Genomic DNA, 26,159 nt, shown 5'->3' with positions numbered 1-26,159 from the left:
CTGGCCTTCCCGCAACTAGCATAACGCCCCATTGGTCATTGGTCATTCCGGGTTCCGGGTTCCCCAAATGCCGCAGAAAGTTGAGCATGTTCACCCCCTACTCTCCGGCCGCGCTGGGCGCGTGGTGTGTCGCCATCAAGCACGGACATGGGGCGGGGCTGCCGTTGGCGCGGGTGTTTGAGACACTGGCCCGCAGCGGGCCGAGGCCGTTGCGGGCGGCGGCGGGGGACATTCAGGAAGCATTGAAACGAGGCTCGTCGTTCGACGATGCGGTGAAAAGGTTCGTGCCCGGCGCGCCGCCGGTGTTTCTGGCAATGGCGGTCGTCGCGGATCGCACCGGGCATGTTCCCGAAGTGTTTGGCGAACTGGAAACCTACTTCCGCGAACAGGAAAAACTGGAGCGGCAGTTTCGCGCCCAGGCGGCGTGGCCGGTGATTCAATTTGTATCGGCCATCGTGGTTCTCACGCTGGTGGTCATCGTCCTCGGGTTCATCGGCCCGCAGGCCGAGGCGATTTTTGGCGGCGGCCCAAAGCGAATGGTGTTCGCCATGCTAACCATCGGAGCGCTGGCGGCCGCGGGCTTTGGGGTGTTCAAATACCTGAAATCCTCGGCCGAACGGCAGGCGAAACTCGGGGCATTTCTGCTTCGGGTTCCCTCGCTGGGCGGCTGTCTCTCGGCGCTGGCGATGAGCCGGTTTTGTCTGGCGTTGAAACTGACGACGGACTCGACCATCCCCGTGGGGCAGGCGGTCAAACTTAGTTTGCAGGCAACCGGCTTTGAGGCATTCGCCTCGCAATCGAAGCGCATCGCCAAGATGATCACGGACGGCGCCGACCTGTCAACCGCCATCGGCTCCAATCCGATGTTCCCGAACGAATTTTTGGGATACCTCTCCATCGCCGAGGCCAGCGGGCAGATTCCGGAGGTGATGGCCCGGCAGGCCGAGCATTACCGGGAAGAAGCCTCCCGCCGGTTCACCCGGTTGACGAAGCAAATGAATTTTGGTTTGGCCGTGCTGGTGGGCTTGTGCCTGATCGCGGCCATCTTCATGGTGTTCGGCGCGTATGTGAACGCCTTGAACACGAACCTCGACGGGTGAACGGCCCCTCTTATCTATTGCAAGCGGCAAATGCGTGGCTCACACGCAGGTACAATCTTGACGGTAACTTTTTGGCGATTTTTGGAATGTTTTCAGCCAACGTTGCTGGAGGGGTTTGTGATCGCAAGGTAAAATACCATAAAGGATTGGCGTCGGCTCCCCCCTTACACGAGAACAACCCATGACCGGTCTCTTCTCGACCCTCATCGATTACATGGAAGAGGAAAACTGGAAGTACGAAATCCTGGAGGGGGAAACGATTCTTCGCTTCCACTTCAAGGGAACGTCCGGCCGGTTGCTCTGTTATGCCGAGGTGGATGAGGAAAAATTCTGGGTGATTTTTTATGCCTACATGCCGGTGAACACCCCCGGCGAAAAGATGGATGAGATGGCCGAGTTCATCTGCCGGGCCAACCGGGGGATGCGAATCGGCAACTTTGAACTGGATTACGACGACGGGGAAATTCGCTACAAGACGAGCATCGACGCCGAGGGGGGCGAGATGACTCACACGATGATCGACAACCTGTTGCGGGCGAACCTGTCGACGATCAACCGCTACTTCCCCGGCATCATGTCCGTGATCTACAGCGACCGCGAGGTGCTGGACCTGATCCGGGATATCGAAGTTCCCCCGGCCTCCAGCGACGCTCTGGACGAGGACGAAGACCAGACCGACGAGGATGACGACGAGGAAATTCCCTTCCTCCCCGATGCCGACGACGAAGAAGATGAGGACGATGGCGACGACCGGACGAAGCCCTCTTAAGTTTTTCGATTCGTTGGTTTTTCAGAAAAAAGAAAGAGCCCGGCAGGTCCGCCAATTGGCGAACCTGCCGGGCTCTTTGCGTTCAACTTGAGCAATGCCAGAGACAAATTCTTTTCGGTCCAACGGACCGATTAACATAGCCCAACCCGAAAGGGTTGGGTTTAAAAACCGCCAAGGTTTTTCGGTCTGAAGGACCGATTATCGGCTGGTGTTTGTCTTCGCGGCCCTCACGGACCTTGGGTGGATAATCGGTCCTTCAGACCGAGGTCTCTTCATGGCCATTGACCCAGCCCTTTCGGGCTGGGCCATGTTAATCGGTCCGTTGGACCGAAAAAACAAACCCCTCTGGCATCAACGCCACAGGGGTTTGAACACCGCTCTCATTCCTGACAGAAAACTCAACTCAGGCGCTTTTCTTTTCTTGCAACGCCAGCGCCGGGCCGGGGTTGGCGGGAACCGGGCCGGGGACGGTGGCCGGTTGGGGCTTGCGGTCAAACAGGGTCGAAAGCCCAAGGACCACTTCTTCAGTGACGATGTGTTTGCCCTTCGATTCCATGTCGGGCAGATCGAACATCACGTCGAGCATGATCTCTTCGACAATGCTTCGCAAGCCGCGGGCCCCGGTGTCGCGGGACAGGGCTTTGCGGGCGATCTCGCGGAGGGCGCCCGGCTCGAATTCCAGTTCGGCCCCTTCAATCTCGAACAACTTTTGGAACTGGCGAACCAAGGCGTTGCGCGGTTCCGTCAGGATGCTGATCATCGCCTCTTCGTTCAGCGGATCAAGCGGGGCCAGCACCGGCAGACGGCCGATGAATTCGGGGATCATGCCGAATTCCACCAAGTCGTCGCTGACCACGCGGGGCAGCAAGGCCGTGGTGTCTTCTTCAACAGTGGTGTTGGCGGTAAAGCCAATCGACTTCTTGCCCACCCGGCGGGAGATGGCTTCTTCCAGGCCAACGAACGTTCCCCCGCAGATGAAGAGGATGTTCGAGGTGTCCAGTTGGATGTACTGTTGTTCCGGGTGCTTGCGGCCCCCTTGCGGCGGCACATTGGCGACGGTGCCTTCGAGCATCTTCAAGAGGGCTTGCTGGACGCCCTCGCCGGACACGTCCCGCGTGATGCTGACGTTCTGGCTGGTCTTGGCGATCTTGTCGATTTCGTCGATGTAAATGATGCCCCGTTGGGCGGCTTCCACGTCGAAGTCGGCGGCGTGCAAGAGTTTCAGCAGGAGGTTTTCGACGTCCTCGCCGACGTAGCCCGCTTCGGTCAGCGTGGTGGCGTCGCCGATGGCGAAGGGAACATCCAGCACCTTGGCGAGCGTCTTGGCCAGCAGCGTTTTGCCGCTGCCGGTCGGCCCGATCAGGAGGATGTTGCTCTTTTCCACATCCACGTCGCCCCGGCCGTTGTCGTGCAACGCCAGGCGCTTGTAGTGGTTGTGGACGGCGACCGCGAGGACCTTTTTGGCCCGTTGCTGGCCGACGACATAGCCATCCAGTTTTTCCTTGATGGCCCGCGGGCTCAGGATTTCCTTGGTGGCTGATTTGCCCGTGTGCCGGCGCTTCTTCTCCTGATCGATGATCGAGGAGCAAAGCTCGATGCATTCGCCGCAAATGTAGACGTCGCCCGGTCCTTCGACCAAGGGGCCAACGTCGCGGTGGCTTTTGCGACAAAAGGAGCAATAAGCGTTTCGACTGCGGTTCGAGGTATTGGTCGGCTTGCGGCCGCCGGTCTCGCCCGTGCTATTCGTTGCCATTCCGTTGTTCCCCGGTTCGGTGGGGACCCGCTGGGACGGGTCCGGCTCCGCCGTGCAATCACCCCGTTGAATCAGGCGTCAGTCCATGACCCGGTGGAAAAACCGGGTGGCCCGATGGGGTTTTCGAGTGATTGTACGGCGGTCTGATCGTTTCGGCAAAACCCTTCCAACCAAATTAATCCGTTGGCCCGGAAGGGGGCTTCGGTTCGTCTTCAACCGGAATTGGCGTCGGCCCCGGTGTCGGCTCTGCGGTTTTGACGGTCTTCGTTTTTCCGGCGGCCCTCTCGGCCATCCGGCGAAGCACGCGATCGTATTCCTCCTTGCTCAGTTCACCCCGGTCGTACATCTCCCGGAACGAACCCAAATGACCCGTCGAATCGTCCGGGTCTTCCATCTGGCGTTTCCGCCACCGGTCAACCCGAGCCATGATAATCCCGCCAACCAGCAACACCCCGACCAAGGCCGCGGTGGCCATGATCAGGTTCTCTTCTTTCGTGAGCGCCCCGAACAAAAGGGCGTGCGACTGATGCAGCGTTGTCATCCGGTCACCCGTGATCTGACGGCCGAAGCGGTTTGGGCTATTGTGGGGAATTGCCCGAACGATCCGACCGTCCATCCGCAATCGATTATACCGTGCGGGATTTTTGTTGAAGTAAAAAGCGATCTGAACCGACAGCCCTTCAGAAGAGTTTTGTCCGCACAAGCGTCAACTCTTCGCCCGTATGCCCAAGACTCACACCCAACCCCGTCGATTTCCCCGGTTTTTGTAGATATTACAAGGAAAATGTCCCGGTTTTGGCAATGACGGCCTTTGCCTCGCTCAACCCTTTTTCGCCTCCGGCGGCACCGGCATATCCTTGTCCCTGTTCTTTCCCTTTTCGCCGCCGCCCCCGCACCCGGAGAGGAACAAACCCAACGCCGCCGCCGTCATCAGAATGGTACGCTTCAACGGATGTCTCCCGCCAACTTGATCTGTAGGGGAGATGATATGCGTCGGAAAGGATGAAGGATGAGGGATGAAGGATGAAAGGAAAACCAATAGCCGATTGTGAAATATCTTCGGCCAGCAGTAATTGGTTTTCCTTTCATCCCTCATCCTTCATCCTTCATCCTTTCTGCTTCTGGGTGTGTGAAACTCCGAAACGGCTGAACAAGCTCGCTGAATATGGCTGTCGGCAGGCCCACCGTCCGCCATCTCGGCGAACGGACGCGCATGTGTTGGCGATAGTCACCGGCCAGAACGGCCCGCACGAGATATCGGCTTCCCTTCCAGACCCACAGATCGGCCGTGTCATCGGCGAGTTCGACCGCTTCGGAGAGTTGATAGAGGAAAACGATCATCCCCCGGTAACCGGAGCCGAAACTGGTCTCCCAGCGTTCGAGGCAAGTGATGTCGTCTTGAGAAACCCAGTTTTGCCACACCTTGCGGGGTTTCTCGGGAGTCCCGCCGGGGAATTTGCGCCCCTTGATGTCGATCAGAAAACGCGGCCCCTCGGGGGAATAGACAATGAAATCAAGGCTTTTGATGGGATCGTCATCAATGGAAGTGCGACGGCTTTCATCGACCGCCACATAGCCAATCCGGCGATCCCGCAGATACGCCTCGAAGGCCGATTCGTAGTGGTTGGCTCTATCCATGCGAGGGAACTCGGAAAAGGCAACTTCACCCCCTAACCCCCTCTCCTGACAGAGAGGGGGGACCAAACCAACACAACAGGCTTCGACTTCTTCTCTCTTGCTCCCTCTCTCCGCTCCGGAGAGGGGGCCGGGGGGTGAGGTTGTTTTGGAACAACCCGGCACAGCCCGGTCATTCCGCAAGCATCTTCCGCACCACCGAAACCAACTCCCCCTCGGGAACCGTCAGCTCTTCCCGCTTCGCCAGATTCTTGATCTTCCAGACACCCTTGGCGAATTCGTCTCTACCCGCGATCAGGCCGACCTTGAAGCCACGGCGTTCGGCGTATTGGAATTGTTGGCCGAGCTTTTTGGCTTCGGGGTAAACTTCTGTGCCGATGCCGGCTTGCCGGAGGAGTTTGGCGATGCGTTGATAGTCGCCAAGGCGGGCCATGTCGAACATCAGCACCAGAACGGGGGCGGCTGTCGCTGATTTCGGCAGCAGGTTCATCACTTCCATCGCGGCCAGCAAACGGTCGAGGCCAAGCGAAGCGCCGACGCCGGGGAGCGATTGTTTCGTGTAACATCCGGCGAGGTTGTCGTACCGGCCGCCGGAGCAGACGCTGCCGAACTCCGGTTTGTCGAGCAGGAAGGTTTCGTACACCGTTCCGGTGTAGTAATCGAGGCCCCGGCAGATGGAGAGATCGACGCGCAATCGGCCTTCGGGAACGCCGGTCGTCGTGAACACGTCGACCATTTGCCGGAGGTTGGCGATGCCGGTTTTGGCCGAGGGGTTGTCCGCGAAACGCTTGTCCAGTTGGTCGAGAATCTCGGCGTTCGAGCCGGTGGTTTCCGCGAGGGCGATCACCTCGGCCGCCTGTTCCGCCGTCACGCCCGCCTCGGCGATCATCTCGGCGACCACCTTTTCCCGGCCAATCTTGGCCAGTTTGTCCAGCGACCGCAACAACACGGAGGTTTTGTCCGCGAGGTTGAGTTGCGTCAGCAGGCCGTTGAGAATGTTCCGGTTGTTGACGCGGATTTCAAACCGCTCGAAGCCGATGGCGGTCAGCAGGTCGTTGATGACCACGGCAATCTCGATGTCGGCGGCATTGGAAAGTGTGCCGATGGTGTCGAAATCACACTGCATGAACTCGCGGAATCGCCCCGCCTGCGGCGCCTCCCCCCGCCAGACCGTCCCCAAGTGGTAACGTTTGAACGGCAAGCCCAATTCGTTGGCGTGCTGGGCGACAAAACGGGCCAATGGCACCGTCAGGTCGAACCGCAGGGCCACATCGCGATCCCCGGCGTCCTTGAAGCGGTAAAGCTGCTTGTTGATCTCGGCCCCAGCTTCCACCTTGGCAAGCAGCACCTCGGTGAGTTCGATGGCCGGCGTGTCAATCGGGGCGAACCCGTGCGAGCGATACACCCGCCGGGCCGTCTCCATGAGGCTCTCGCGGGGAATCATCAACTCCGGCGGGTAATCACGAAACCCCCGCAACACTCTGGGCTCGACAATAGCCATGCTTGAAACTCGATCAATTCGGTGAGAAGGAAGACAAAAAGCGCTAACCACAAAGACGCAAAGATCACACAAAGTTTCGCAAAGAAAACCAAGACGGCAAGCAAAGTTCAATCAAGAAATCAAAAGACCAAAGTGAACACGAAAGACGAAAACCAACCACAAAGACGCGAAGATCACACAAAGTTTCACAAAGAAAGCCAAAACGACAAACCAAGTTCGATGAAGAAATCAGAAGACAAATCAAAGAGATTGAATGTTCGCTTCCGGCCGGTTTTCTTCTGTCTTCTTGATTGAACTTGGCTTCGTGTTTTGGTTTTCTTTGTGAAACTTTGTGTGATCTTCGCGTCTTTGTGGTTAGTGCTTTAAGTCTTCTCTTCTCACGGCCGGTTACGATACCGCGTGCTGACCCGTTCCATGAACCGGCGTTCCTCGGCCGTCAGGGAGTCTTTGCCCATGCGGCTGATTTTGTCCAGCAGGTCGTCGAGGCGGGTTTCGTCGGCGATTCGTTGTTCCGTCTCGCGTTGTTCCTTGCGGACCTTGCGGGCGAGCAGCCAGCGCTTGATCGGGCCGACTCGCTTCGGCTTCGGCGGGGCGTCTTCATCCGGGCCGAAGCCACCGTAGCCTTTGGAGAAGTCGTAGCCGAAGGCGCCGCGTTCTTCCATGCCGCTGGCGAGGATCATCAGTTGCTGGTAACAACTGAACACAATGAACACCGCCAGGGCGAACAGCATCGAATCATTGAACACAAACGCGAGGATCGTCAGCAACATGGCGGTCGCCATCCCGACGTAACAGGCCGTCTGGGTGGCCCGGTTGTAATCGTCGCTGCGATGCCAGAGGTAGCATTGCAGCATCCGCCCGGCGTCCATCGGGAAGGCCGGGAGCGCCATGTTGAACGCGATTAACAACAAATTCACCCAGAAGATCCGGGACAGCCACAACACCCACGCCGGGTAAGCCTCAAACTTCGGGTCTTCGATCTCGTAAAGTTTGTTGTCGTCGGAGACGGCATAACGAGCGCCGGCGGGGGTCTTGATGATCTTCAGGGCGAAGACAATCTCGTTGGTCCCTTTTTTCAGGTGGTAGGGAGGTTCTTCGTAGCCTGGCAGGCCCGACCCGCCGGTGCGGTAGTTGGTCAGTTCGGGGTAGTAAAGCTGCCGGCTCTGGAAGATGTTGACCGGCGGCAGGTAACTGGCGGCCATGATCGCCGCCCCGCTGACGAGACAAATCAGCACGTTGACCAGTGGCCCCCCCGCCACGGTGATGAAATTCGCCCGGACGGTGTGCGGCACGTTGCAATACGCCAGCCCGCCGAGGGGCCACATCAGGATTTCGTCGGCCTCGCCGTCAACGGACCGGGCCGCGAAGCAGTGGCCGAATTCGTGCAGCAGAATGCTCGCGAACAGAATCACGACCCAGATCAGCGCGAACTCGCCGATGTGCGAAGGATCTTGGTAATACGTCCGGCCGAGGATGCCGAGCGTGATGACGATGTACAGGATGTGCAGCTTGACCTGAATCCCGAACGCCCGGAAGAGCGGAATCGACCAATTGAACGGATCACGCATGGGCATCCACCCCAAGCCGAACTCGGGAAGCAAAACAAGTTGAGAGCAATGTTATGTTACCATGAAGAGCCAACGGGCGACAGTGGATGATCGGGGGAGAAAGAATTTCACCCCTCCCGGACAGGCCGAGCTTCCCAATAGCCCATCTGCTTGACATCTGTCAACACACGGTTAGGATGTTTTTGATGGGAAGACCAAGACACCCCAATCCGCATATCGAGCAAGCCATCCAGCACGCGGAGTCCATGAATTGGACCGTCGTTCTTTCCAATGGACACGCTTAGGGGCGTCTGTTTTGCCCGTGCAACAATCGTGGCGGTTGTGTCATCAGCGTTTGGTCAACGCCGAGAGTTCCTGAAAATCACGCCCGTCATATCCGCAAGAAAGTCGATTCTTGTCCGCAAAGTCGATTCTTGTCCGCACACCGGCGGGAATGGCGATGCCGGGGAGGCCGATCAATGAGCAGCACATCAACAAACGAACGCGAACACGATTTCGCCCTGATACTCACCGGGGTGCATGAACTGACCTCCGAGATTGAAAACGCCTTGTTTGAGGCGGGATGCGATGACGCCACCCTGAGTCTTCAATACGGCCTGATTTACATGGAATTTTCCCGGTCGGCCCCCTCTCTGAAGGACGCGATCCTGAGTGCGATCCGCGATGTGCGTCAGGCGGGAATCGGCGCGGACATTCTGCGGGTGGACGAGTGTGACTTAGTGACTCCTTCCGAGATTGCCCGGCGGATTGACAGAAGCCGTCAACTCATTCATCAATACATGACCGGCCAACGGGGTCCCGGCGGTTTTCCGGCGCCGGAATGTCATTTGATTGATGGCGCCCCGCTTTGGGGATGGTGCGCCGTCAGCGAATGGCTTGGCCAAAATGACATGATTCGGCCGGAGGAAACTCTCAAGGCCGAGATCGTCGCCACGATCAACAATGCGCTGGAGAACGCCCGGCAACGGGGTCGAAATCCGGAACTGGTTGCCGAGGTTTCAAAAGCAGTTGGCACCGGAATTTCGTGAGCGGGCAGACCTCTTTCACTTCCGTCCGCCCCGAGCATCTTGCCCACGGCCGGCGATTCGCCGGGCTTCCGCCTCTCGCCAAGAAAACAGGCTGACTCAACAAGAAACGCTCGCTTGAAAGGGAATCAGGATGCGCCGTTTCATTTCCGCCACATGGCTGCCAACGCTGGCATTCTCTTTGGCCGTTGGCGTCTTTTTCGTCATGGCTGCCCTGTATTCAAGTCAACTCGGCGAAAGAGGTCAATGGTGGCTGACAGGCATTTTCATGATGGTAACCGGAACACTGACACCGCCGATTTGGTGGCGAATTATTTACCATCGAAGGAAGACTCCCGGCCCCAAGGATGCGCCGTTTGCGGGCGCCACCATCGGGGGATTGCTTGGGCTTCTTTACACTCTGGGGGTCATGGCGGATGAAATCTGGGGGCCTTTTTTTGATGGCGAGGATCCAAGCCAGGAAATTCGCTTTGGGTTGCTCGTCATGCTTGCATTGGCCGGAATGACGATGAGCGTTTTCTTGGGATTTGGCGGGGCGGTTCTGGGGGCTGTCATCGGACGGACCATTCGGTTGCCACAACAACCCAACAAAAAGAAAGATCGGCCGACTCAATCCGCTCCTTGAACAAAGGTCGGCTTGAAAGAACCTCACTTCCCGTCTGCCCCGAGCATCTTGCCCACGTCGGTCAGCAGCTTTTGATATTCTTCGCCGATCATGGGATAGACCCGCAGGGCGGCCTTGTCTTCGTCCTCAGTGGCGGCGTCCACGAGTTTCATCAGATTCTCGTAGAAGCGTTCCAACACTTGTGGGCCGGTGGTGTAGAACTTTCGCAGGGTCACCAAGTCGTTGACGGCCTGACATTTGGCGATTGCTCTTTTGGCCTCGGCCAAGCCTTCCCGCATTTCCTTGGGTTGCTCCCATCTGGCCCACACGTCGTACACGAACTTGCGGGCGGCGGCGTGGTCGGCATCTTTCACCTCCCACTCCTTTTGGAGTTGGGCCAGCGCCTTTTCCAAGTCGGGTTTTGCGGTCGGTTCTTCGTCGCACAGTTTGATCGCCTCCTGATATTTGGCGATGGCCTGTTCGTAATCGGCCTTTTGAACCGCGAGTTTGGCGTCGAGCAGCAACCCTTCGATGGCCTTCCGCTTCGCCAGGGCGGCCGGGTTGTTTTCGACGCGGATCACATCTTTTAATCTCGCCAGATGGGCCGCCAGTTCTTTGCTCTTGGCTGTCAACGCCCGCAGGTCGGCCTCCCCGGCGTCGAACGCCCCGGCCGGGGCGTCTTTGCCGAGGCGTTCCCTCAACCGGGTCAGGTCGGCCCGCAGGGCGGCGGCTTCCTTCTCCGTCGCGGCGAAGGCCGCTTCGCCGTATTCGAGGGCCTTGGGCTTGTCCTTCTTTTGAAGGTCGGCCAGTTCATCAAAGGCGCGGGCCTGCACCACGCGGGCGCTGCGAATGCGGTCGGCCATGTCGCGGGAGCGGTCGAAGGCGTCGTTTTGGGCGTCGGCCCGCGGATCGAGGTTCACCTTCCGGGAGGCGACATGATTCGCATACACCTCCAGCGGAATGCGGGCGACCGGGGCGTCGTTGTAAGTGACCACCACAAAGGCCAGATTCTTTCGCGGTTCTTTGGAAACAAACACCCCGTCAACTAGCGGCATCTCTTCGCGGTCGCGGGAATTGTCAACCGGGAAGTCGATCTCGCCGATGCGCGCGCGGAGGGAATCTCCCCGCAATGGGTTTCCGGCCGCGTCCGTCAATTGAAGTTTCACCGTGGTTTCCGTCGTCCCGAGTTTCACGACCCGGTAGCCCACGGTCGAGCCATCTCGGGGCAGGCCGCCACGAAAACGGGCGTGCAGTTTGCAAATCACCGTGCCGCTTTTGGGCGTCTCCTGAACTTGCAGGAACATGCCTTCCACGCGCTGGCCCGTCAGGCCGGGGGCCGCTGGTTTGCCGTCCTTCCCCTTGGCCGGTTTCGTCGCCCGGCGACTTTCTCGCAGTTGGACGACGGCGAAGACATCTCCCTTTTTCACCCACGCATCGACCGGGGCCAGATCGCCGGCCTTGAGCGTCACCGGGATATTGCCAGCCGCCGCCGGATCGAAGGTGCCGACGAAGCCAAAATCCTCCCCGATGGCCCGCGCCGCCACCCGGCCGACAGATTGCCGATCCCCCTGAAGAATCGTGCGAATCAACGGTGTGGCCGTGCCGGTGTAACCGTCATGCTGTCGGAGGCCAAGCTCGTATTGGCCGTCCTTGATGTCGATGGCCACGAAATGCGTCTTCACGCCGTTGACCGTGTTGACTCCATCGAGGGCTTCCAACCCCTTGTCAAAAACAAGCTGCCAAAGCGGCTCTCGCTTCTCGACGGGCATCCCCGCCAGATCAACCACCTCAACGGTCGCCAACGGCCCAAGGGCGTTTTGCATCGTCTGCCGAAACTGCTTGGAAAGATCGGCCCGAAAGGCTGGCGTCAACGACGGATGATCGGCCGTGCGAATGACAATACGCAGGGCATAAGGCGTCTTGCCCTCGGGATCGACGGCGGCAAAGAGAGGAGTGGTTGCGAAAAAGGCCAACAGAAGGCCGATGGCTCGACGCATGGGTTCAATCCTTGAAGACGACGGGTATGGGCATCGTATCAGATCACCGCATGGCTCAGGGGGTGATGTTTTGCCAAAGGCCGGCGGGCACAAACCGGGAAATGTGCGAAAGATTCCCGGTGGCGACAATCAACGGCGATCCGAGTGTCAACGCCTGCGCCGCGAGAATCACATCACCGTCCAAAGCCTGTTGATGAGCCGTCGCCAATCCGGCATTACGAACTTGTGCCCAAAGTTCGGCCGCCAGACGCATCGCGGCGGTCGTGAGAGGCAGGTATTCGATTTGCTTCCCGAAAGTATCCAGATTCTTCAAGGCTGCCTGGCTTTGATTGCGAAGAAACTCCCGGCGAACCTCGTAGTCGGCAATTTCCGGGATGATGACCCGGCGACCCGATGCCAATATGGCGGCCAGCCAAGTTCGGATCGCCAATGGCTGCGCGGAACGATTGGGGTTGCAGAGGACTCCGAGCGGCCCGCTGTCCAGAACGACGTCATCACTCATCGTGCCGCCTCGTTCTCCGGCTTGGGATCAGGCATTCGGAAGCCGCTCAATCGGCGGGTTTCATTGATCGCCTCGACGATATCAAATTCCGGTTCCTGCGGGGCCGTGTCCATCACGGCCAACATCTCTTCTGGCGTTTTGCATGCGTCCAGCCGACGGGCATAGTCTTCTTCCTCCGGAGTGGGGGGACGCATTTTGAAGGGGGGCAATCTTGGGTAAACTTGCAATTGCACGGTTTGCCCTTCCGTCAGATCAAGCGGTACGGTGGGGCGAAGAACTCCGCCCTCGTACACGGCGAGAATCGTGGCCATGATGGAATTCTCCGGCGGGGATGATGATTGCGTCATGCTTATTGTACTCGGATGACACCGCTTCACCGCTGTGCGGTTGCCTTCCCGTCGGGTATAATTCAACTTCCCGCCGGTCGCCGGTTTTTCGGAGTATCCACGCATGAATCCGCTGTTCGATCCCTCACCCGTCACCCGGCGGGAAATGCTTCGCAAATCCGGCGTCGGCTTTGGCATGCTCGGGCTGGCGGCCGTCATGAATCAGGACGCTCGGGGGGCCGAGCCGTCGTTGAATCCGTTGCTGCCGAAGAAGCCGCATTTTCCGGCGAAGGCCAAGCGGGTGATCCACATCTTCGCCAACGGCGGGCCGAGCCATGTGGATACGTGGGACCACAAACCGGGTCTTGCCAAGTATGCCGGGAAAGCCCTTCCCAACCCGAACTTGCGGACCGAACGCAAGACCGGGGCGGCGTTGCCGACGTTTTACAAGTTTGAGAAGCGCGGCCAGTGCGGCCTCGAAGTCAGCGAACTGTTTGAACACACGGCCAAGCACATCGACGATATTTGCGTGATCCGCTCGATGCACGCGGATGTGCCGAACCATGAGCCGTCCCTGTTGTTGATGAACTGCGGCGACGCCCGGTTGATCCGGCCCAGCATGGGGTCGTGGCTCACCTACGGCCTCGGCAGCGAGAATCAAAACCTGCCGGGCTTCATCGCCATGTGCCCCGGCGGGTATCCGATTCAGGAAAGCCAGAACTGGCAGGCGGGCTTTTTGCCGGGTGTGTATCAGGGAACGTACATCGATACCCAGCACACGGCCGTCGAGAAGTTGGTCGAGAACGTCAAGAACAACTCCCTTGGCCACGCGGCCCAACGGAAGCAGCTTGATTTGTTGATGAAGCTCAACCAGAAGCATCAGGCCGAACGGCCCAACGATCCGCAATTGGAAGCCCGCATTCAGTCGTTTGAACTGGCCTACCGGATGCAGACGGAGGCGACCGACGCCTTCGACGTGTCCCGCGAGCCGAAGCACATTCTCGACGCCTACGGCCCCGGCACGCAGGCCCGGCAACTGCTCATCACCCGGCGGTTGATCGAACGCGGCGTGCGTTTCGTGCAGGTCTGGCACGGCGAAGGCCAGCCGTGGGACAATCACGACGACTTGGAAGTGAATCACCGCCGACTGGCTGGCCAGTGCGACAAAGCCATCGGAGCGCTCATCAGCGACCTGAAGCGGCTCGGGATGTTCGAGGAAACGCTCATCATCTGGGGGGGCGAATTCGGCCGCACCCCGGTGGTCGAGTTGCCGACCCCCGGTTCCAACGCGGGCAAGGTCAACGGCCGCGACCACAACCACCACGGCTTCTCCGTCTGGCTGGCGGGCGGCGGCGTGAAGGGGGGCCAGGCGGTCGGGGCCACGGATGAATTCGGCTTTCAGGCGGTGGAAAACAAAGTTCACGTCTACGATCTGCAAGCCACGATCCTGCGGCTCATGGGCTTCGACCACGAGAAATTCACCTACCGCTACGCCGGGCGGGATTTCCGGCTGACCGATGTGCATGGACAGGTGGTCAAGCAAGTGCTGGCATAAGAGAAGACACTTTTTGGCCGCGGATTCGGGCAAGAAGAAAACCGGATCAATTACCAAATCGAGATGAAAACAAGGCGGGATAGACAGACGCTCTAATTGATAATCCCGCTTTGTGTCTTGTTATCAACCATTTCAATGTCTTGTTATCAACCACTTTTTCTGCTTCTCCGAAGCCGTGTTCGATCTGTGTTCGATCCGCGCTAAAAAGGTCTTTTTCGTCCTTTCCCGGCCCTTGTTTTCCCGATCACGGGACACGTAGGATGCCGATGGGGAGAACGATCAGGGCAACGTCCTTAACACCCATCTTTCGTTCTGATTGTCATTCACTTTCTCCCCGTTGTTCACATCACATGTCCGGGGGTTCCACGAATGTCTTCGCATCGTCTCACGGCCCGCACGGGTCGCCGGGGTTTTACGCTTATTGAGTTGCTCGTTGTCATGGCCATCATCTCGATTCTCATCGGGATGTTGTTGCCGGCGGTTCAAAAGATCCGCGAGACGGCCAACCGCTTGTCCAGCGCCAACAACCTGAAACAACAAGGGCTGGCGCTGCATAACTTCAACGACACCAACGACCGGCTCCCGAGCAACGGAACCTACGGTTATTACGCCGTGCCGCAACCGCCGCCGAACACCAGCGCGTCGTGGTGCTACAAGATCCTCCCGTATCTGGAACAAGACAATCGATACGCGAACTACATGTCAAACATCAATTCGCCGATCAAGATGTTCCAAGATCCGGGCCGGGGAACCATCGGCTACGCCACCACCGGCAGCAGCGGCGGCCTTTCCGGCACTTACAACACTTACACGGGTCTCCCCGGCACGGCCATCGGGGCGACATCAGACTACGCGGGTAACTGGAATGTGCTGCCCGACAGCACCGACCGGCTTTCCCCTTATTCGGTGGCCACCATCCCCGACGGCACCTCCAACACGATCATGGCCGGGACCAAGTCCCTCAGCACGGACCAATACACCCCGCGCACCGGATCAAACTGGGATGAATCAATCGCCTTCGGCGGCTCCGGCGGCACGGGACGCGGCATCTTCTGGAGCGCCGGGTATTGGAACAACCAAGCCTGCACGATTCAAAAGGACGGCCCCGGCATCGACCGCTCGAACGCTTGGGGATCACCGTATGCGGGCGGTGCCCTGTTCCTGTTCTGCGACGGGTCCGTGCGGGTGATCCGGCACGGGGCCGACATGATTCAGTTCAGCTATCTGCTCACCCCCAACGGCGGCGAAGTCAACGGCAGCCTTTAACCCTTCCAACCGGACAAACCACGGACATCATCCATGCGAACAATATCAGCAAAGACTTTTGGTTTCGGCGTGTTGATCGGTTTGGGGTTGATGGCCCTCACCGGCTGCTCCGGCGGCGGCCGGACGGTGAAGGGGCAACTTCAGACCGGCGGGCAGCCCTATCGGGTGGCCGAGCGGGAACAGGCGTCGATTCTTCTTGTGAAAGAGGGCAACTCGACAACGGAAGGGATCACCGGCAAGATCGAGCCGGATGGCTCGTTTCACTTTCCCAAACCCGTCCCGGACGGACCATACAAGGTACTGGTTACCCACACCGGGGACTACACGGAATTCTTGAAGCAAAAGCCGGGTGCCCGGAAAGCCACCGGCCCGCCCGACAAACTCAAAGGGGCGTTCACCGAGCAAAAATCCCCCCTGCGAATCGACATCACCCGCTCGACTTCGTTAGTGGTCGATTTGCAGGCGAAGACGATCACGAAGAAGTGAGCATGCGGGGCGATCCGGTATAATATCCCCGTCACCCCGGCGGGGATTGTCTTGTCATGCGTCTTGCAACCGTCATCACTTTCGTCCTGTTCCTCCTTCCGGCCACCACTCGGGCCGGGGTTCATTATTCCGGTGAGAAGTTCAACGAACTCCCGGCAAACTGGCGGGGTTTTTTGCTCGATCATCGCAGCCTGCGGATGATCGGGGCGACGCCCGGCGCCGGGATTCCGATTCACATCCTCCGCGAACAATATCTGGCATTGGCCGAGAAACTGGAAACGCAAGCGAAGACCAAGCCGCTGACGGCCGATCAACTCGCCGATCTCGGGGCGATTTATCTCCGACTGAATCTTCCGGCGAAAGCCATCGACATCCTGCGACCGGCGGCCCGTCAGTACCCGGATCACTTCCGCATTCTCTCCAATCTCGGGACCGCCTGGCAAATGTCCGGCGACTTGGCCGGGGCCGACCGCTCGCTGGTGGAAGCCATCCGCGTCGCGCCGCCGGTGTGGAAGAAGTTTGAGGAAGCCCAGTTGAAACTCGTCCGGCTCCGGGTCCGCGAGGCGAAGAACCCGAATGCGGTTGACGACCTCTTCGGCGTGAAGTTCGCCGAGAAGATGCCGCCGGAGGAACGCAAGAAACTTCCGACCGATGATGTGGCACTTGTTCAACAATTGGCCCTCTGGCTTCCCGCCGATGGGCGGCTTCTCTGGCAACTCGGCGAACTGGCTAACGCGCATGGCGATGTCCGCACGACCGCGAGCATTCTGGAAGGTTGCGTCAGCGAGTTCGCCCTCGCGGCCCCGGAAGTGCGACTTCACCGCAAGCAGTACCGGGAAGCGGCCGACGCCATCGGCAAACTACCGGACGCCGAGCATGCCAAATTCCGGGGGGACATCGCCTTCAAGTCGACCCGCGCGTTACAGCGGGAATTCGACCTCACCACTCTGCCCGAGATTCGGCCCGACGGAACCAATTTGCTGCCGTGGCCGGTGCTAAACGAAACAACGATTGAAAAACCGTTCAAGCCAAACTTCTTGAAACACCTGCGCCAACTCGACGGCAAAAAGGTGGCCATCACCGGCTACATGCAACCCGTGAGCATGGACTTCGAGGTGAGCGGCTTCATGCTGGTGGAATACCCGGTTGGCTGCTGGTTCTGCGAAACCCCGGAACCATCGGGCATCGTCTTCGCCGACTTGGGCGAGGGGAAATCGACCACTGTGCGTCGAAACCGCGTGAAGATCACCGGGGTTCTGAAGCTGAATTCCTCTGACCCGGAAGATTTCCTGTACACAATTGTCGGAGCGAAGGTGAGCGACCCGGACTGAGGGAATGACGCAATGAGCGAAGGCGAGCCGGGTCGCGTGAGCGCCCGGAGATTGTCACACATCAAAAACTTGAGCAATTGAAGTGTGGCTGTCTCCGGGCGCTCACGCGACCCGGCTCGCCTTCGCTCATTGGTCATTCCCAAGCCGCCTCATTCCCCTCTCATCTTCTCCATTACGTTCCTGTCAAGTATCATGGCCGTAATCAACACGGAGGGGTGTCGCCATGCACGCCGGCAAGACGTTCGGCCCGTTTACCATCGAAAAGGAACTTGGTTCCGGGGCGATGGGGACGGTCTTTCGCGCCCGGCTGACGCAAGATGGCAAAGAGCAAAAGGTTGTCGCCCTCAAGGTGATCGCTTTTGGCCTTTCCGGCAACGAATCGGCCCTCGCCCGCTTTGAGCGCGAGGCCAACATCCTCAAGCAACTCAAGCACCCGAACATCGTCCGGTTGATGGCCACCGGGCGGTACAAGGGGACGCCGTTCTTTGCGATGGAATATGTCGAGGGGCAATCCCTCGACCGGGTGATGATCGACCGGCACTCCGCCGCCCCGGCGAGGCCGCCGTTTAGTTGGGAAGAAATCATCGACATGGGTCGGCCCCTGTGCGACGCTCTTCAACATGCCCACGACAAGGGAATCATCCACCGCGACTTGAAGCCCTCCAACCTGATGGTGACTCGCGAGGGGATTGTCAAACTCACGGACTTCGGCATCGCCAAGGATGTGGACGTGACCGCCCTCACCGGGGCGAACAACACCATCGGCACCGCCGCCTACATGTCCCCCGAGCAGTGCAAAGGGGAGAAGCATCTCACCGGCAAAAGCGACATTTATTCGCTTGGCATCGTCTTCTACGAATTGCTGACAGGCCGCAAGCCATTCACGGCCGAATCGTCCGTGGATATGTTCCTTTTGCATGTCAACGGCGCGTTCACCCGGCCGGCCCAGATCAACCCGGAAATCCCGGCGGCGCTCGACAACCTCATCTGCCAGATGATGGAAAAAAAGCCGGAGATGCGGCCCCGCGACGCCACCATGATTGGCCAGGTGTTGGAGGAGATCGCCGAGAAGGTGCGAACCCGGCAGAGCGTCGGCGGGGACGCGGCCAATGCCCGCGTGCCGGATCGTCGTCGCATCGGCAGTTCCGAGGAAGACATGGCGGCCGCCAAAGCCATCCGGGCCGGGGCGAAGAAGAAGAAACTGAAAAAGAAGAAGAGCCAGCCTGTTTACACAAAGGGCTGGTTCGTCGCCTTGGCGAGTCTGCTGTTCGTGGGGGCGTTCGCCTCGTTTTTCATTTTCGTGGTGTTCGCTCCGCCGAGCGAAAAGTCCATCATGGACCGCATTGAGAAGGCCGATACCCCGGAGAAAAAGACAGCCGCCATCGACGAATACCTGAAGCATTATGGAACCAAGAACACGGAGAACGTCGAGAAAGTCCGGTCGATGGAGCGGGACATCAAGGTGGCCGCCCGTGAGAAGGTGCTGATGAAACGGTACAGCCTTCCGAATTTGCGTGCCCGTGTCGAGGAGGGGGACGACAAGGAGGCCTACGAAAAGACGATGCTCGCCCTGACCTCCGAGAACTCCGGCGATCTCGGCGGCGCGAGAGCGAAATGGACCGAACTGGCGGATAAATACACCAAAGAAACCGACCCGGCCAAAAACCTCTGGGGCTGGCACGCCAAAAAGAAACTGGCCGATCTGCAATGGGTGGAGGCCCAGCCGAAGACGATCATCGCCAAGATCGACGACAAATTCCGATTGGATGACAAGGACATCGTCTTGGACAACGAAGACGAAGCCAAGGCGGCCGCCCCCCTTCGTCTCGAACAATTCGGCGACCCCACGCTGGCCCGTGATCGCTGGCAACAATTGCGGGATTTGCTCGCTTCGGATGCCGACCGCCGCCCTTGGTATCTGCTGGCCATCGGTCGATGCCACGAATTGGAACAAGCCAAGCAGCCCAAGGATTCGGCCGAACGGGCGCTGTTGATCGCCGGAAAGATCGCCCTCGCCAAACCCCTCTTGGTCGATGGAGTCCCCGCCAGACGCCGGGACGGCCGGAACATTCTCCGGGACGTCCGCGATTTGTACGCCGGTGAATCCGGCGAGATCGGCAAGATGGTAGCCGAGGCGAAGAAGCTGATTACGGAATCGACGCCGTAAGTGCAAATTCGACAGACATTTTGTGTGAGATTCTCAAGAGCCCCACTGCGTGACATCAAGAGCCCCACCGCGTGAGCGGTGGGGGTTCACCCACAGGAGGCCACCCCCACTGCTGACGCAGTAGGGCTCTTGATGTCAAGCCGTGTGGCTCTTGAGAATCATTGGCATATATTGCCGCTTGGCTGTGGGCTGGGTTTCCGTCAACGAATGTTGATCCATGAAGCAAATTCTCTCCATAATTCCCCTTCTCGTTCTGGCAGGTTGTCAGAAGTCTGACACCGTCGCGGATCGCCCGCCCGGTGATGCCCCGCCCGGCATGGTCTTTGTCCCCGGTGGCAAATTCCAAATGGGATCGGACGCCGACCCGAAGAAAAACGCGCCGTTGCATCCCGTTTACGTTTCCGGTTTCTACATGGACCGGACCGAGGTGACGAACGCTGAGTTTCAGAAGTTTGTTGATGCCACCGGCTTCAAAACCGTGGCCGAGAAGACGCCGACGGAGCAGGACTTTGGCGGCAAACCGGTGCCGCCGGGAGCCAAGCCGTTCAGCGTGTGTTTCAAACAATTGACAGGGGACGTGTTGTTGCAGGGACCGTGGGATGGAAAACCGTCCCCGCCGTGGTGGGTCATCGTCGCCGGAGCCGATTGGCGTCATCCGGAAGGGCCGGGCAGCGATATCAGCAAGCGGATGGATCATCCGGTCATCCATGTGGCTTGGCCGGATGCCGTCGCCTATTGCGATTGGGCGGGCAAACGTCTCCCCACCGAGGCCGAGTGGGAATGGGCGGCGCGCGGCGGCTTGGATCGTAACGAGTATTGTTGGGGCAACCAGCGGCAGGGGACCGACGGCAAATGGTATGCGAATAACTTCCAAGGCAAGTTCCCGACGCAGAACGACGCCCTCGACGGTTTCACGGGCACGGCCCCGGTCGCCAGTTATCCGGCGAACGGATACGGCCTGCACGACATGTCCGGTAATGCTTGGGAATGGTGTTCGGACTGGTACGACCCGGAGTATTACATCATCAGCCCCATGGAAAACCCAAAGGGACCGGACCAGCCCACCGGGGAACGGGTGCGTCGCGGCGGTTCGTTCCTGTGCGACGATTCGTATTGTCGCCGCTATCTCCCGGAGGCGAGGGACCACAACCCGCCCAGTGATGCCGCCAGCCACACGGGCTTCCGCTGCGTGAAGGATTTGAAGTGACGATGGTTGCGACCGTTCGCCGATTGCTGGAGATGATTCGCTTCAGCCACACCCTGTTCGCCCTGCCGTTCGCCCTCTTGAGCGCGACACTGGCTTGGAGCCGGGAGCCGTTTCGCTGGCTTGACCTCGTCGGGATTCTGGCGTGCATGGTCTTCGCCCGCTCGGCGGCGATGGCCTTCAACCGGCTGACGGATCGCAAGATCGACGCCGAGAATCCCCGCACGGCCAAACGACATTTGCCGGCCGGAACGCTGTCGGTGTCGTTGGTGGTGATGTTCACCATCGGCTGTTCGGCGGCCTTCGTCGCCTCCTGCGGGTTATTCGCTCTCCGCGAGCCGCCGAACTTCTGGCCGCTGTGGTTGTCCGGCCCCGTGCTGGTGTTCATCGGGGCGTATTCGCTCACCAAACGGTTCACGTTCCTCGCCCATTTCTGGCTCGGGGCCTCGCTGATGTTGGCCCCCCTCTCGGCGTGGATCGCCATTCGCAGCGTGGACGATCTGCTTACCCCGATGTGCATTGGTTTGGCTGTCTTCTTCTGGGTCGCCGGGTTCGACATCCTGTACGCCTGTCAGGACGCGGACTTCGACCGGCAGGCGAAACTGCACAGCGTCCCCGCGAAGTTCGGCATCCGCAACAGCCTGCGGATTGCCTTCGGCTGCCATCTGGTGATGCTCGTCCTGCTCGGCGTCCTGTTCGCGGTGACGCCGGAACTGGGGACGGTGTTCCTCGTGGGGATCATCGCCGTGGCCATGTTGCTGCTTTACGAACACTGGCTGGTGAAGCCGGACGATCTGACACGGGTGAACCAAGCGTTCTTTCAGGTGAACGCCATCGTGAGCGTCGGCTTGTTCGTGTTGGTATTATGGGAAGTGATCCACCCCGTCGGGCCGTGATGAGATTGGGCGGTTTTTGGCGAACGGGCCAATTTCCAACGATTTCCTCCGGGCCGGTGTTCAATCAGCGTGGCCTCTGGTATTCGGCAATCGCCCGTGGTATCCTAAACAACAGCCAATCATCAGATCGTTTGATCGCGGAAGGATTCTTCCATGTTCCCGCGTGTTCTCCTTTCAGTCGCGGCGTTGTCGTGCGGTCTACAACCGGTGTTTGCCCAGGCGAACCCGAAGGACAAGGACCGTCTGACCGTCGCGATTGAGAAGGGGCGCGCGCATCTTCAGAAACTGTACGACCCGAGGGGGCGCGGGCCGCAACGCAATGAAATGGAAGATCTGATGGCCTTCGCCGGTTTCCACGGCAACGGCCAGGCCTCCCTTTCCGGGATGGCAATGCTGGAAAGCGGCGTTCCGGCCAACGATCCCTCCGTGACAGCCATTGCCAACGGCCTTCGCCGCAACGCCTTGGGGATCACCAACACTTATGAAGTGTCCCTCATCATCATGTTTCTGGACCGGCTCGATGTCAAAACCGACGAGCCGCTGATCCAGTTCATGACCCTCCGGCTTCTCTCTGGCCAGTGTGCCGATGGCTCGTGGAGCTACGATTGCGGCGGGCTAATGCTTGACCCGGTGGAAATGCGGCAACTCGGCTCTGTGCTGGTGAAGGAAACGAAACTGGTCAGCGTGCCCGGCAAGGACGCGCCCAAGCCGCCGGTCAAGGCGCCTCGCGACGACATTGGTTTTGACCCGAAGATCCCCAACCCGAAGGACGGCAAGCCCGTCCCCAAGACGCCGAAACCTGCCGAACCGACCGACGGCCTCCATCCGGCCCTGCGCCGATATGCCAAACTCGTCAACGAAGGGCGGGGCAACCAGCAACCCGGCGGGTTGAACAATATCATGGGTCGGCCGGCTTCCGGCGACCACTCGAACACGCAATTTGCCACCGTGGGGATGTGGTGCGGCCGACGTCATGGCGTGGACACGGCCAACGCCTTCAAGTTGCTGGAGAAGCACTACCGCGAGTGTCAGGCGGCGGACGGCGGTTGGAGTTACACCGGTGCGTTCGGCGGTTCCACCCCAGCGATGACCTGCGCCGGGCTGATGGGGCTGGCGATGGGCTTCGGCTCCAAAACCGCGAAACTCGCCACCCCCGGCGGCGGCGGTGCCGGGGACAAACCGGGCGCAGATCCGGCCAATGACAAGATCATGGAAGCCGGACTGAAGTGCCTGGGGAATTATCTCTCTGCCGCAGCCGCCCAACCGGGGGACATGCCGGGGGGCCGGGGCCGCCGCCGGTTTCAGATGAACGAGCTTTCCCAGAATTATTACTTCATGTGGGCGCTGGAACGGGTGGGCATGATCTACAGCCTGCAAACCATCGGCAAAGTCGATTGGTACGAATGGGGTTCGGAAATCTTGGCGGATGCCCAGCAGGCGGACGGTTCGTGGACCGGCGGGAACTATCACGGGGCCACGCCGGAACTGGACACGGCCTTCGCCCTCTTGTTCCTCAACCGGGCCAATCTCGCCCAAGATTTGTCAAGCAGCCTCAAGGGGAAGGTCCGCGATCCCGGCACCTCCCGCCTCGTCGGCGGCGGGGATCTGGCCAAGCTCCTCGGGCCGGGGGCCAACTCCGGCAGCAGCGGCACGACAAAGAAGCCGAACCCCAGCCCGGCCACCCCGCCCGAGAACCCGAAGAACGAATCGAAGACGCCAACGCCGCCGATGCCGCCGACAGCCAACGAATTTGAGGGCAAGGTGCGAACATTGGTGCGGGCGCTGGTTGACGCGGACGCAACCGAACAGGGCAAACTCCTGGAGACTTACCGCGATGCCAAGGGGGGCGAATACACGGAAGCCCTCGCCCAGATTGCCACCCGACTCAGCGGCGATCCGCAGGCGAAAACCCGCACGGCCCTGGCCTCCCGGCTGACACGGATGAAGGCGACCACCCTGAATGAACTCCTGCGGGATCGCGATCAGGAACTTCGCCGGGCCGCCGCCGTCGCCTGCGGGGCCAAGGGGGATAAAACCCATTCGCCGGAACTGATCCGGTTGCTCGCAGACACGGACATCGGCGTCATCCAAGCCGCGCGAGGGGGGTTAAAGCAACTCTCCGGCCAGGACTTCGGCCCGGAAGTCAATGCCGGCCCCGCCGACAAGAGCCGCGCGGTTTTGGCTTGGCGGAAATGGTGGGACTCGCAGAAGTAAGATGACAAGGTGACAAGGTGTTTCCGTGTCACCTTGTCACCTTGTCACCTTGTCACGGCGGCAAGATGGCCGGTTGTGTCGTCTGGGCGCCCTCCGCAAGACACGGAATGACAGTTTTATCACATTATTTTTTCGCACATTGTCCGCTTCACATCTACCGTTTGCATTGAATATTGAACCGCAAAAAACATTGACACAAGTTTAGTGACCGCCCCCCGTCTCCCCGAACACCCTCCGGTGATTTGGCGGGGCTCACCGGCAATACGTTCGCATTTGGAGAATCGAAGATGTCCTGGCTCAACAACATGTTCTCGTCGAATTCCTCGTCCCGCACCCGCCGCCGGCAACAACCCCGGTTGGGGCTGGAGTGCTTTGAAGAACGCACCGTTCCCACAGCCTCGCAAATCACCGCCACCCTGTCCGGCGGCACGCTGACCCTCACCGCCCAAGACGCGGCCAGCGTCGAGGACGTGGCGCTGAGCGACACGACTAACGTTCCGGGGGCAATCACCGTGTCAGCCGCTTCGATGGGCACGACCTTCAAGTTTGGCGCCACGACCGGGACCACCTTCGATTTCGCCGGGGTGAAATCGATCAGCGTCTTCCTCAAGGGGGGCGCCGACTCGCTGAACGCCCAAGGGATTCACCTCAGCGGCAACCTCAGCATCAACGGTGGCGACGGGGGCAACAATATCACCCTGAGCAACAACACGTTCGTCGGCGGGACGGTCACCGTCACCAATGGCATCGGCGCGATGGGGGATCTCGATATCCTTGACGTCAACTCGACCCACATCGGCAAGAATCTGGTCATCAATCAAGGCACTGGCAAACAAACAACCGATACCGAGGTCTTCGGGACAACCTTCATCGGCGGTTACATCAGCGAGCTTGGATGTGCCGGACCCGACGACCTCTCGATTCAGACAACCAACATCGGTTCGTATCTCTCGCTTACCGGCGGGTTGGGCGACGACCAACTCTCCCTCACGACATCCAATGTCGGCTCGTATGTCAAAGCCGCGCTGGGTGATGGCAACAACATGGCCGTTATCTCCGGTTCTTCGGTGGGCGGCTCTGTCTCGGTCACCACGGGACTCGGCACCGACTCGTTTGAATTGACCAACACAACCGTGGGAACCACCGTGACCGCCTCGATGGGCGAGGGCAACGACAAGGTTCGCCTCCTCGACGCCAGCATTGGCGGCGCCACCAGCGTGGCTCTTGGCAACGGTGCGAACTCGCTCGACATCGACTCAAACGGCACGCCAGGCGACACGAGTACGACGGGTAGTTTCCTGATGGGCAATCTGACCGTCACCGGCGGGACGGGCATCGACATTGTCTCGCTCGGCAGTGACAAGCCGGTGATTGTCGGCGGGATGACAAGCATGGCGCTGGGCAACGAGCCGACGCCGACCACGCCGACCACCGGCGACACCGTCAACATCGACGACACGACCTTCCTCAACACCGTGAATCTTGACTTTGGCGCCGGCAATGCCATCGACCAGTTGCTGGTGGACATCAAGCCGGGCACGGCCGGTGTCCTGACGAAATTTGCCGACAAGCTGACGGTGACGATGGGCGGCGGCGACGACTTGGTCCGGCTCGGCGTGGCAATGTCCGCGAACAACGGTGTCTACTTCGGCGTGGCCCCGGCGATCGATGGCGGAACGGGCGATGACACAATTTTCAGGGGCAATGGCCTTATCGGCGGCACGACGTCCATCACGAATGTGACGAACTTCTTCAAGAACATCGAGCACGTATTCTGAGCGAAGACGGGCTAAACACTTAGCCGTTGTTGGTTGTTACTCTCCACCGTTCACCAAGAGCCCCACTGCGTCAGCGGTGGGGGTGGCTCTCGCTCTCCGGAAGCCACCCCCACCGCTGACGCAGTGGGGCTCTTGGAGTTCAACAACCAGCGTGAATGAGAAGCAAGAAAACCTGACATCCAATCCCGGCCATGTGCTTGGTTTCCGGCCAAATGTTTTTTGACACAACCCCCGACATTCAACAGCCGGGGGTTGCTTTTTGCCGACCCTTCACGGATGTTCGACGGGGCCTCAATCGGCCCTCGGATTTTGGTTGTTTGTCGCCTTCTTATCTTCCCGTATTTCCCCAATCATCGGGCCGGTCTTCACGGAACAATCGTAATAACACGAATTGTTGACATTCAAACAACTTGGTCTAGCTTTGGAAGCGGTCTTCTCCGCTCCGGACGAACTCGTGAGATGTCCGGGGAATTTCGCCTCCA

Annotated in this window: 22 protein-coding genes; 13 read left to right on the top strand and 9 right to left on the bottom strand. The window is 59.5% G+C overall.

Annotation, left to right across the window (positions count from 1 at the left end):
- The first annotated feature begins 86 nt into the window (after positions 1-86).
- On the top strand, positions 87-1,100 hold the full coding sequence (locus tag BGIM_RS0128840) for a type II secretion system F family protein (RefSeq protein WP_020473162.1): 1,014 nt from the start codon (positions 87-89) through the stop codon (positions 1,098-1,100).
- Between the two features lie 181 nt (positions 1,101-1,281).
- Positions 1,282-1,869, top strand: coding sequence for a YbjN domain-containing protein (locus BGIM_RS52975; protein ID WP_020473161.1), 588 nt, complete (start codon positions 1,282-1,284; stop codon positions 1,867-1,869).
- 403 nt (positions 1,870-2,272) lie between these two features.
- Here BGIM_RS52975 and clpX read toward each other — a convergent pair whose 3' ends face one another.
- From clpX to BGIM_RS0128795, 6 genes are all read right to left on the bottom strand, one after another.
- A complete protein-coding gene (gene clpX / locus BGIM_RS0128825; RefSeq protein WP_020473160.1) occupies positions 2,273-3,622 on the bottom strand; it encodes an ATP-dependent Clp protease ATP-binding subunit ClpX in 1,350 nt (449 codons plus the stop codon).
- Positions 3,623-3,797: 175 nt separating this feature from the next.
- On the bottom strand, positions 3,798-4,163 hold the full coding sequence (locus BGIM_RS0128820) for an SHOCT domain-containing protein (protein WP_157369488.1): 366 nt from the start codon (positions 4,161-4,163) through the stop codon (positions 3,798-3,800).
- Positions 4,164-4,442: 279 nt separating this feature from the next.
- Positions 4,443-4,571 carry a hypothetical protein gene (locus tag BGIM_RS67870; RefSeq protein ID WP_261339986.1) on the bottom strand — a complete coding sequence of 43 codons (129 nt, stop codon included), beginning with the start codon at positions 4,569-4,571 and terminating at the stop codon, positions 4,443-4,445.
- A gap of 143 nt (positions 4,572-4,714) precedes the next feature.
- Positions 4,715-5,260: an HYExAFE family protein gene (locus BGIM_RS52970; protein WP_020473157.1), complete on the bottom strand. Its 546-nt coding sequence runs from the start codon at positions 5,258-5,260 to the stop codon at positions 4,715-4,717.
- Between the two features lie 169 nt (positions 5,261-5,429).
- Complete coding sequence (hisS, locus tag BGIM_RS0128805) at positions 5,430-6,758, bottom strand: histidine--tRNA ligase (RefSeq protein ID WP_020473156.1); 1,329 nt, start codon at positions 6,756-6,758, stop codon at positions 5,430-5,432.
- A gap of 377 nt (positions 6,759-7,135) precedes the next feature.
- A complete protein-coding gene (locus BGIM_RS0128795) occupies positions 7,136-8,326 on the bottom strand; it encodes a site-2 protease family protein (RefSeq protein ID WP_020473154.1) in 1,191 nt (396 codons plus the stop codon).
- A gap of 458 nt (positions 8,327-8,784) precedes the next feature.
- On the opposite strand from BGIM_RS0128795, the gene BGIM_RS62240 reads away from it, so the two are divergent.
- Together BGIM_RS62240 and BGIM_RS0128780 are read left to right on the top strand one after the other, a co-directional pair.
- Complete coding sequence (locus BGIM_RS62240; RefSeq protein WP_020473152.1) at positions 8,785-9,354, top strand: hypothetical protein; 570 nt, start codon at positions 8,785-8,787, stop codon at positions 9,352-9,354.
- A 130-nt stretch (positions 9,355-9,484) separates the two neighbouring features.
- The gene (locus BGIM_RS0128780) at positions 9,485-9,976 is read left to right on the top strand and encodes a hypothetical protein (RefSeq protein WP_020473151.1); all 492 of its coding nucleotides are present in this window, start codon (positions 9,485-9,487) and stop codon (positions 9,974-9,976) included.
- A gap of 23 nt (positions 9,977-9,999) precedes the next feature.
- On the opposite strand, the gene BGIM_RS0128775 is transcribed toward BGIM_RS0128780, so the two are convergent.
- The 3 genes from BGIM_RS0128775 to BGIM_RS63400 are packed head-to-tail and all read right to left on the bottom strand — an operon-like array spanning position 10,000 to position 12,765.
- Entirely contained in the window at positions 10,000-11,952 is a 1,953-nt protein-coding gene (locus BGIM_RS0128775; RefSeq protein ID WP_020473150.1) for a hypothetical protein, read from the bottom strand.
- 55 nt (positions 11,953-12,007) lie between these two features.
- The gene (locus BGIM_RS0128770; protein ID WP_020473149.1) at positions 12,008-12,454 is read right to left on the bottom strand and encodes a PIN domain-containing protein; all 447 of its coding nucleotides are present in this window, start codon (positions 12,452-12,454) and stop codon (positions 12,008-12,010) included.
- Positions 12,451-12,765, bottom strand: coding sequence for an antitoxin family protein (locus BGIM_RS63400; RefSeq protein ID WP_202947320.1), 315 nt, complete (start codon positions 12,763-12,765; stop codon positions 12,451-12,453). Before BGIM_RS63400 ends, BGIM_RS0128770 begins: the two co-directional genes overlap by 4 nt.
- 139 nt (positions 12,766-12,904) lie before the next feature.
- On the opposite strand from BGIM_RS63400, the gene BGIM_RS0128760 reads away from it, so the two are divergent.
- The 9 genes from BGIM_RS0128760 (at position 12,905) to BGIM_RS0128715 (ending at position 25,677) form a co-directional block, all read left to right on the top strand.
- Positions 12,905-14,335 (top strand): DUF1501 domain-containing protein, encoded by a 1,431-nt coding sequence (locus BGIM_RS0128760; RefSeq protein WP_020473147.1) that lies wholly within the window; start codon positions 12,905-12,907, stop codon positions 14,333-14,335.
- A gap of 369 nt (positions 14,336-14,704) precedes the next feature.
- On the top strand, positions 14,705-15,601 hold the full coding sequence (locus tag BGIM_RS52960; protein WP_020473146.1) for a DUF1559 family PulG-like putative transporter: 897 nt from the start codon (positions 14,705-14,707) through the stop codon (positions 15,599-15,601).
- A gap of 33 nt (positions 15,602-15,634) precedes the next feature.
- Positions 15,635-16,087, top strand: coding sequence for a hypothetical protein (locus BGIM_RS0128750; RefSeq protein WP_020473145.1), 453 nt, complete (start codon positions 15,635-15,637; stop codon positions 16,085-16,087).
- A 56-nt stretch (positions 16,088-16,143) separates the two neighbouring features.
- On the top strand, positions 16,144-17,418 hold the full coding sequence (locus BGIM_RS52955) for a DUF3299 domain-containing protein (protein WP_020473144.1): 1,275 nt from the start codon (positions 16,144-16,146) through the stop codon (positions 17,416-17,418).
- A 223-nt stretch (positions 17,419-17,641) separates the two neighbouring features.
- Entirely contained in the window at positions 17,642-19,585 is a 1,944-nt protein-coding gene (locus BGIM_RS58475) for a serine/threonine protein kinase (RefSeq protein ID WP_020473143.1), read from the top strand.
- 217 nt (positions 19,586-19,802) lie between these two features.
- Entirely contained in the window at positions 19,803-20,792 is a 990-nt protein-coding gene (locus BGIM_RS0128730) for a formylglycine-generating enzyme family protein (protein ID WP_020473142.1), read from the top strand.
- Between the two features lie 2 nt (positions 20,793-20,794).
- Positions 20,795-21,685, top strand: coding sequence for a UbiA-like polyprenyltransferase (locus tag BGIM_RS0128725; RefSeq protein ID WP_029630739.1), 891 nt, complete (start codon positions 20,795-20,797; stop codon positions 21,683-21,685).
- A gap of 153 nt (positions 21,686-21,838) precedes the next feature.
- Positions 21,839-23,899 (top strand): HEAT repeat domain-containing protein, encoded by a 2,061-nt coding sequence (locus BGIM_RS0128720; protein WP_020473140.1) that lies wholly within the window; start codon positions 21,839-21,841, stop codon positions 23,897-23,899.
- 287 nt (positions 23,900-24,186) lie between these two features.
- On the top strand, positions 24,187-25,677 hold the full coding sequence (locus BGIM_RS0128715) for a hypothetical protein (RefSeq protein ID WP_020473139.1): 1,491 nt from the start codon (positions 24,187-24,189) through the stop codon (positions 25,675-25,677).
- The last annotated feature ends 482 nt before the right edge of the window (positions 25,678-26,159 follow it).

The organism is Zavarzinella formosa DSM 19928, assembly GCF_000255705.1.
Lineage (GTDB): Bacteria > Planctomycetota > Planctomycetia > Gemmatales > Gemmataceae > Zavarzinella > Zavarzinella formosa.
The sequence above is the reverse complement of the archived record's forward strand: the minus strand, read 5'-3'. Positions and strand labels throughout refer to the sequence as shown.

Excerpts from the sequence above, each read along its gene's own strand:
- BGIM_RS52975 (WP_020473161.1), top strand. The coding sequence starts at position 1,282 with ATGACCGGTCTCTTCTCGACCCTCATCGATTACATGGAAGAGGAAAAC.
- BGIM_RS58475 (WP_020473143.1), top strand. The coding sequence starts at position 17,642 with ATGCACGCCGGCAAGACGTTCGGCCCGTTTACCATCGAAAAGGAACTT.
- BGIM_RS0128820 (WP_157369488.1), bottom strand. The coding sequence starts at position 4,163 with ATGACAACGCTGCATCAGTCGCACGCCCTTTTGTTCGGGGCGCTCACG.
- clpX (WP_020473160.1), bottom strand. The coding sequence starts at position 3,622 with ATGGCAACGAATAGCACGGGCGAGACCGGCGGCCGCAAGCCGACCAAT.
- BGIM_RS0128730 (WP_020473142.1), top strand. The coding sequence starts at position 19,803 with ATGAAGCAAATTCTCTCCATAATTCCCCTTCTCGTTCTGGCAGGTTGT.
- BGIM_RS0128760 (WP_020473147.1), top strand. The coding sequence starts at position 12,905 with ATGAATCCGCTGTTCGATCCCTCACCCGTCACCCGGCGGGAAATGCTT.
- BGIM_RS52970 (WP_020473157.1), bottom strand. The coding sequence starts at position 5,260 with ATGGATAGAGCCAACCACTACGAATCGGCCTTCGAGGCGTATCTGCGG.
- BGIM_RS62240 (WP_020473152.1), top strand. The coding sequence starts at position 8,785 with ATGAGCAGCACATCAACAAACGAACGCGAACACGATTTCGCCCTGATA.
- BGIM_RS0128770 (WP_020473149.1), bottom strand. The coding sequence starts at position 12,454 with ATGAGTGATGACGTCGTTCTGGACAGCGGGCCGCTCGGAGTCCTCTGC.
- hisS (WP_020473156.1), bottom strand. The coding sequence starts at position 6,758 with ATGGCTATTGTCGAGCCCAGAGTGTTGCGGGGGTTTCGTGATTACCCG.
- BGIM_RS0128795 (WP_020473154.1), bottom strand. The coding sequence starts at position 8,326 with ATGCGTGATCCGTTCAATTGGTCGATTCCGCTCTTCCGGGCGTTCGGG.
- BGIM_RS0128775 (WP_020473150.1), bottom strand. The coding sequence starts at position 11,952 with ATGCGTCGAGCCATCGGCCTTCTGTTGGCCTTTTTCGCAACCACTCCT.
- BGIM_RS52955 (WP_020473144.1), top strand. The coding sequence starts at position 16,144 with ATGCGTCTTGCAACCGTCATCACTTTCGTCCTGTTCCTCCTTCCGGCC.
- BGIM_RS52960 (WP_020473146.1), top strand. The coding sequence starts at position 14,705 with ATGTCTTCGCATCGTCTCACGGCCCGCACGGGTCGCCGGGGTTTTACG.
- BGIM_RS63400 (WP_202947320.1), bottom strand. The coding sequence starts at position 12,765 with ATGGCCACGATTCTCGCCGTGTACGAGGGCGGAGTTCTTCGCCCCACC.
- BGIM_RS0128780 (WP_020473151.1), top strand. The coding sequence starts at position 9,485 with ATGCGCCGTTTCATTTCCGCCACATGGCTGCCAACGCTGGCATTCTCT.
- BGIM_RS0128840 (WP_020473162.1), top strand. The coding sequence starts at position 87 with ATGTTCACCCCCTACTCTCCGGCCGCGCTGGGCGCGTGGTGTGTCGCC.
- BGIM_RS0128715 (WP_020473139.1), top strand. The coding sequence starts at position 24,187 with ATGTCCTGGCTCAACAACATGTTCTCGTCGAATTCCTCGTCCCGCACC.
- BGIM_RS0128720 (WP_020473140.1), top strand. The coding sequence starts at position 21,839 with ATGTTCCCGCGTGTTCTCCTTTCAGTCGCGGCGTTGTCGTGCGGTCTA.
- BGIM_RS0128750 (WP_020473145.1), top strand. The coding sequence starts at position 15,635 with ATGCGAACAATATCAGCAAAGACTTTTGGTTTCGGCGTGTTGATCGGT.
- BGIM_RS0128725 (WP_029630739.1), top strand. The coding sequence starts at position 20,795 with ATGGTTGCGACCGTTCGCCGATTGCTGGAGATGATTCGCTTCAGCCAC.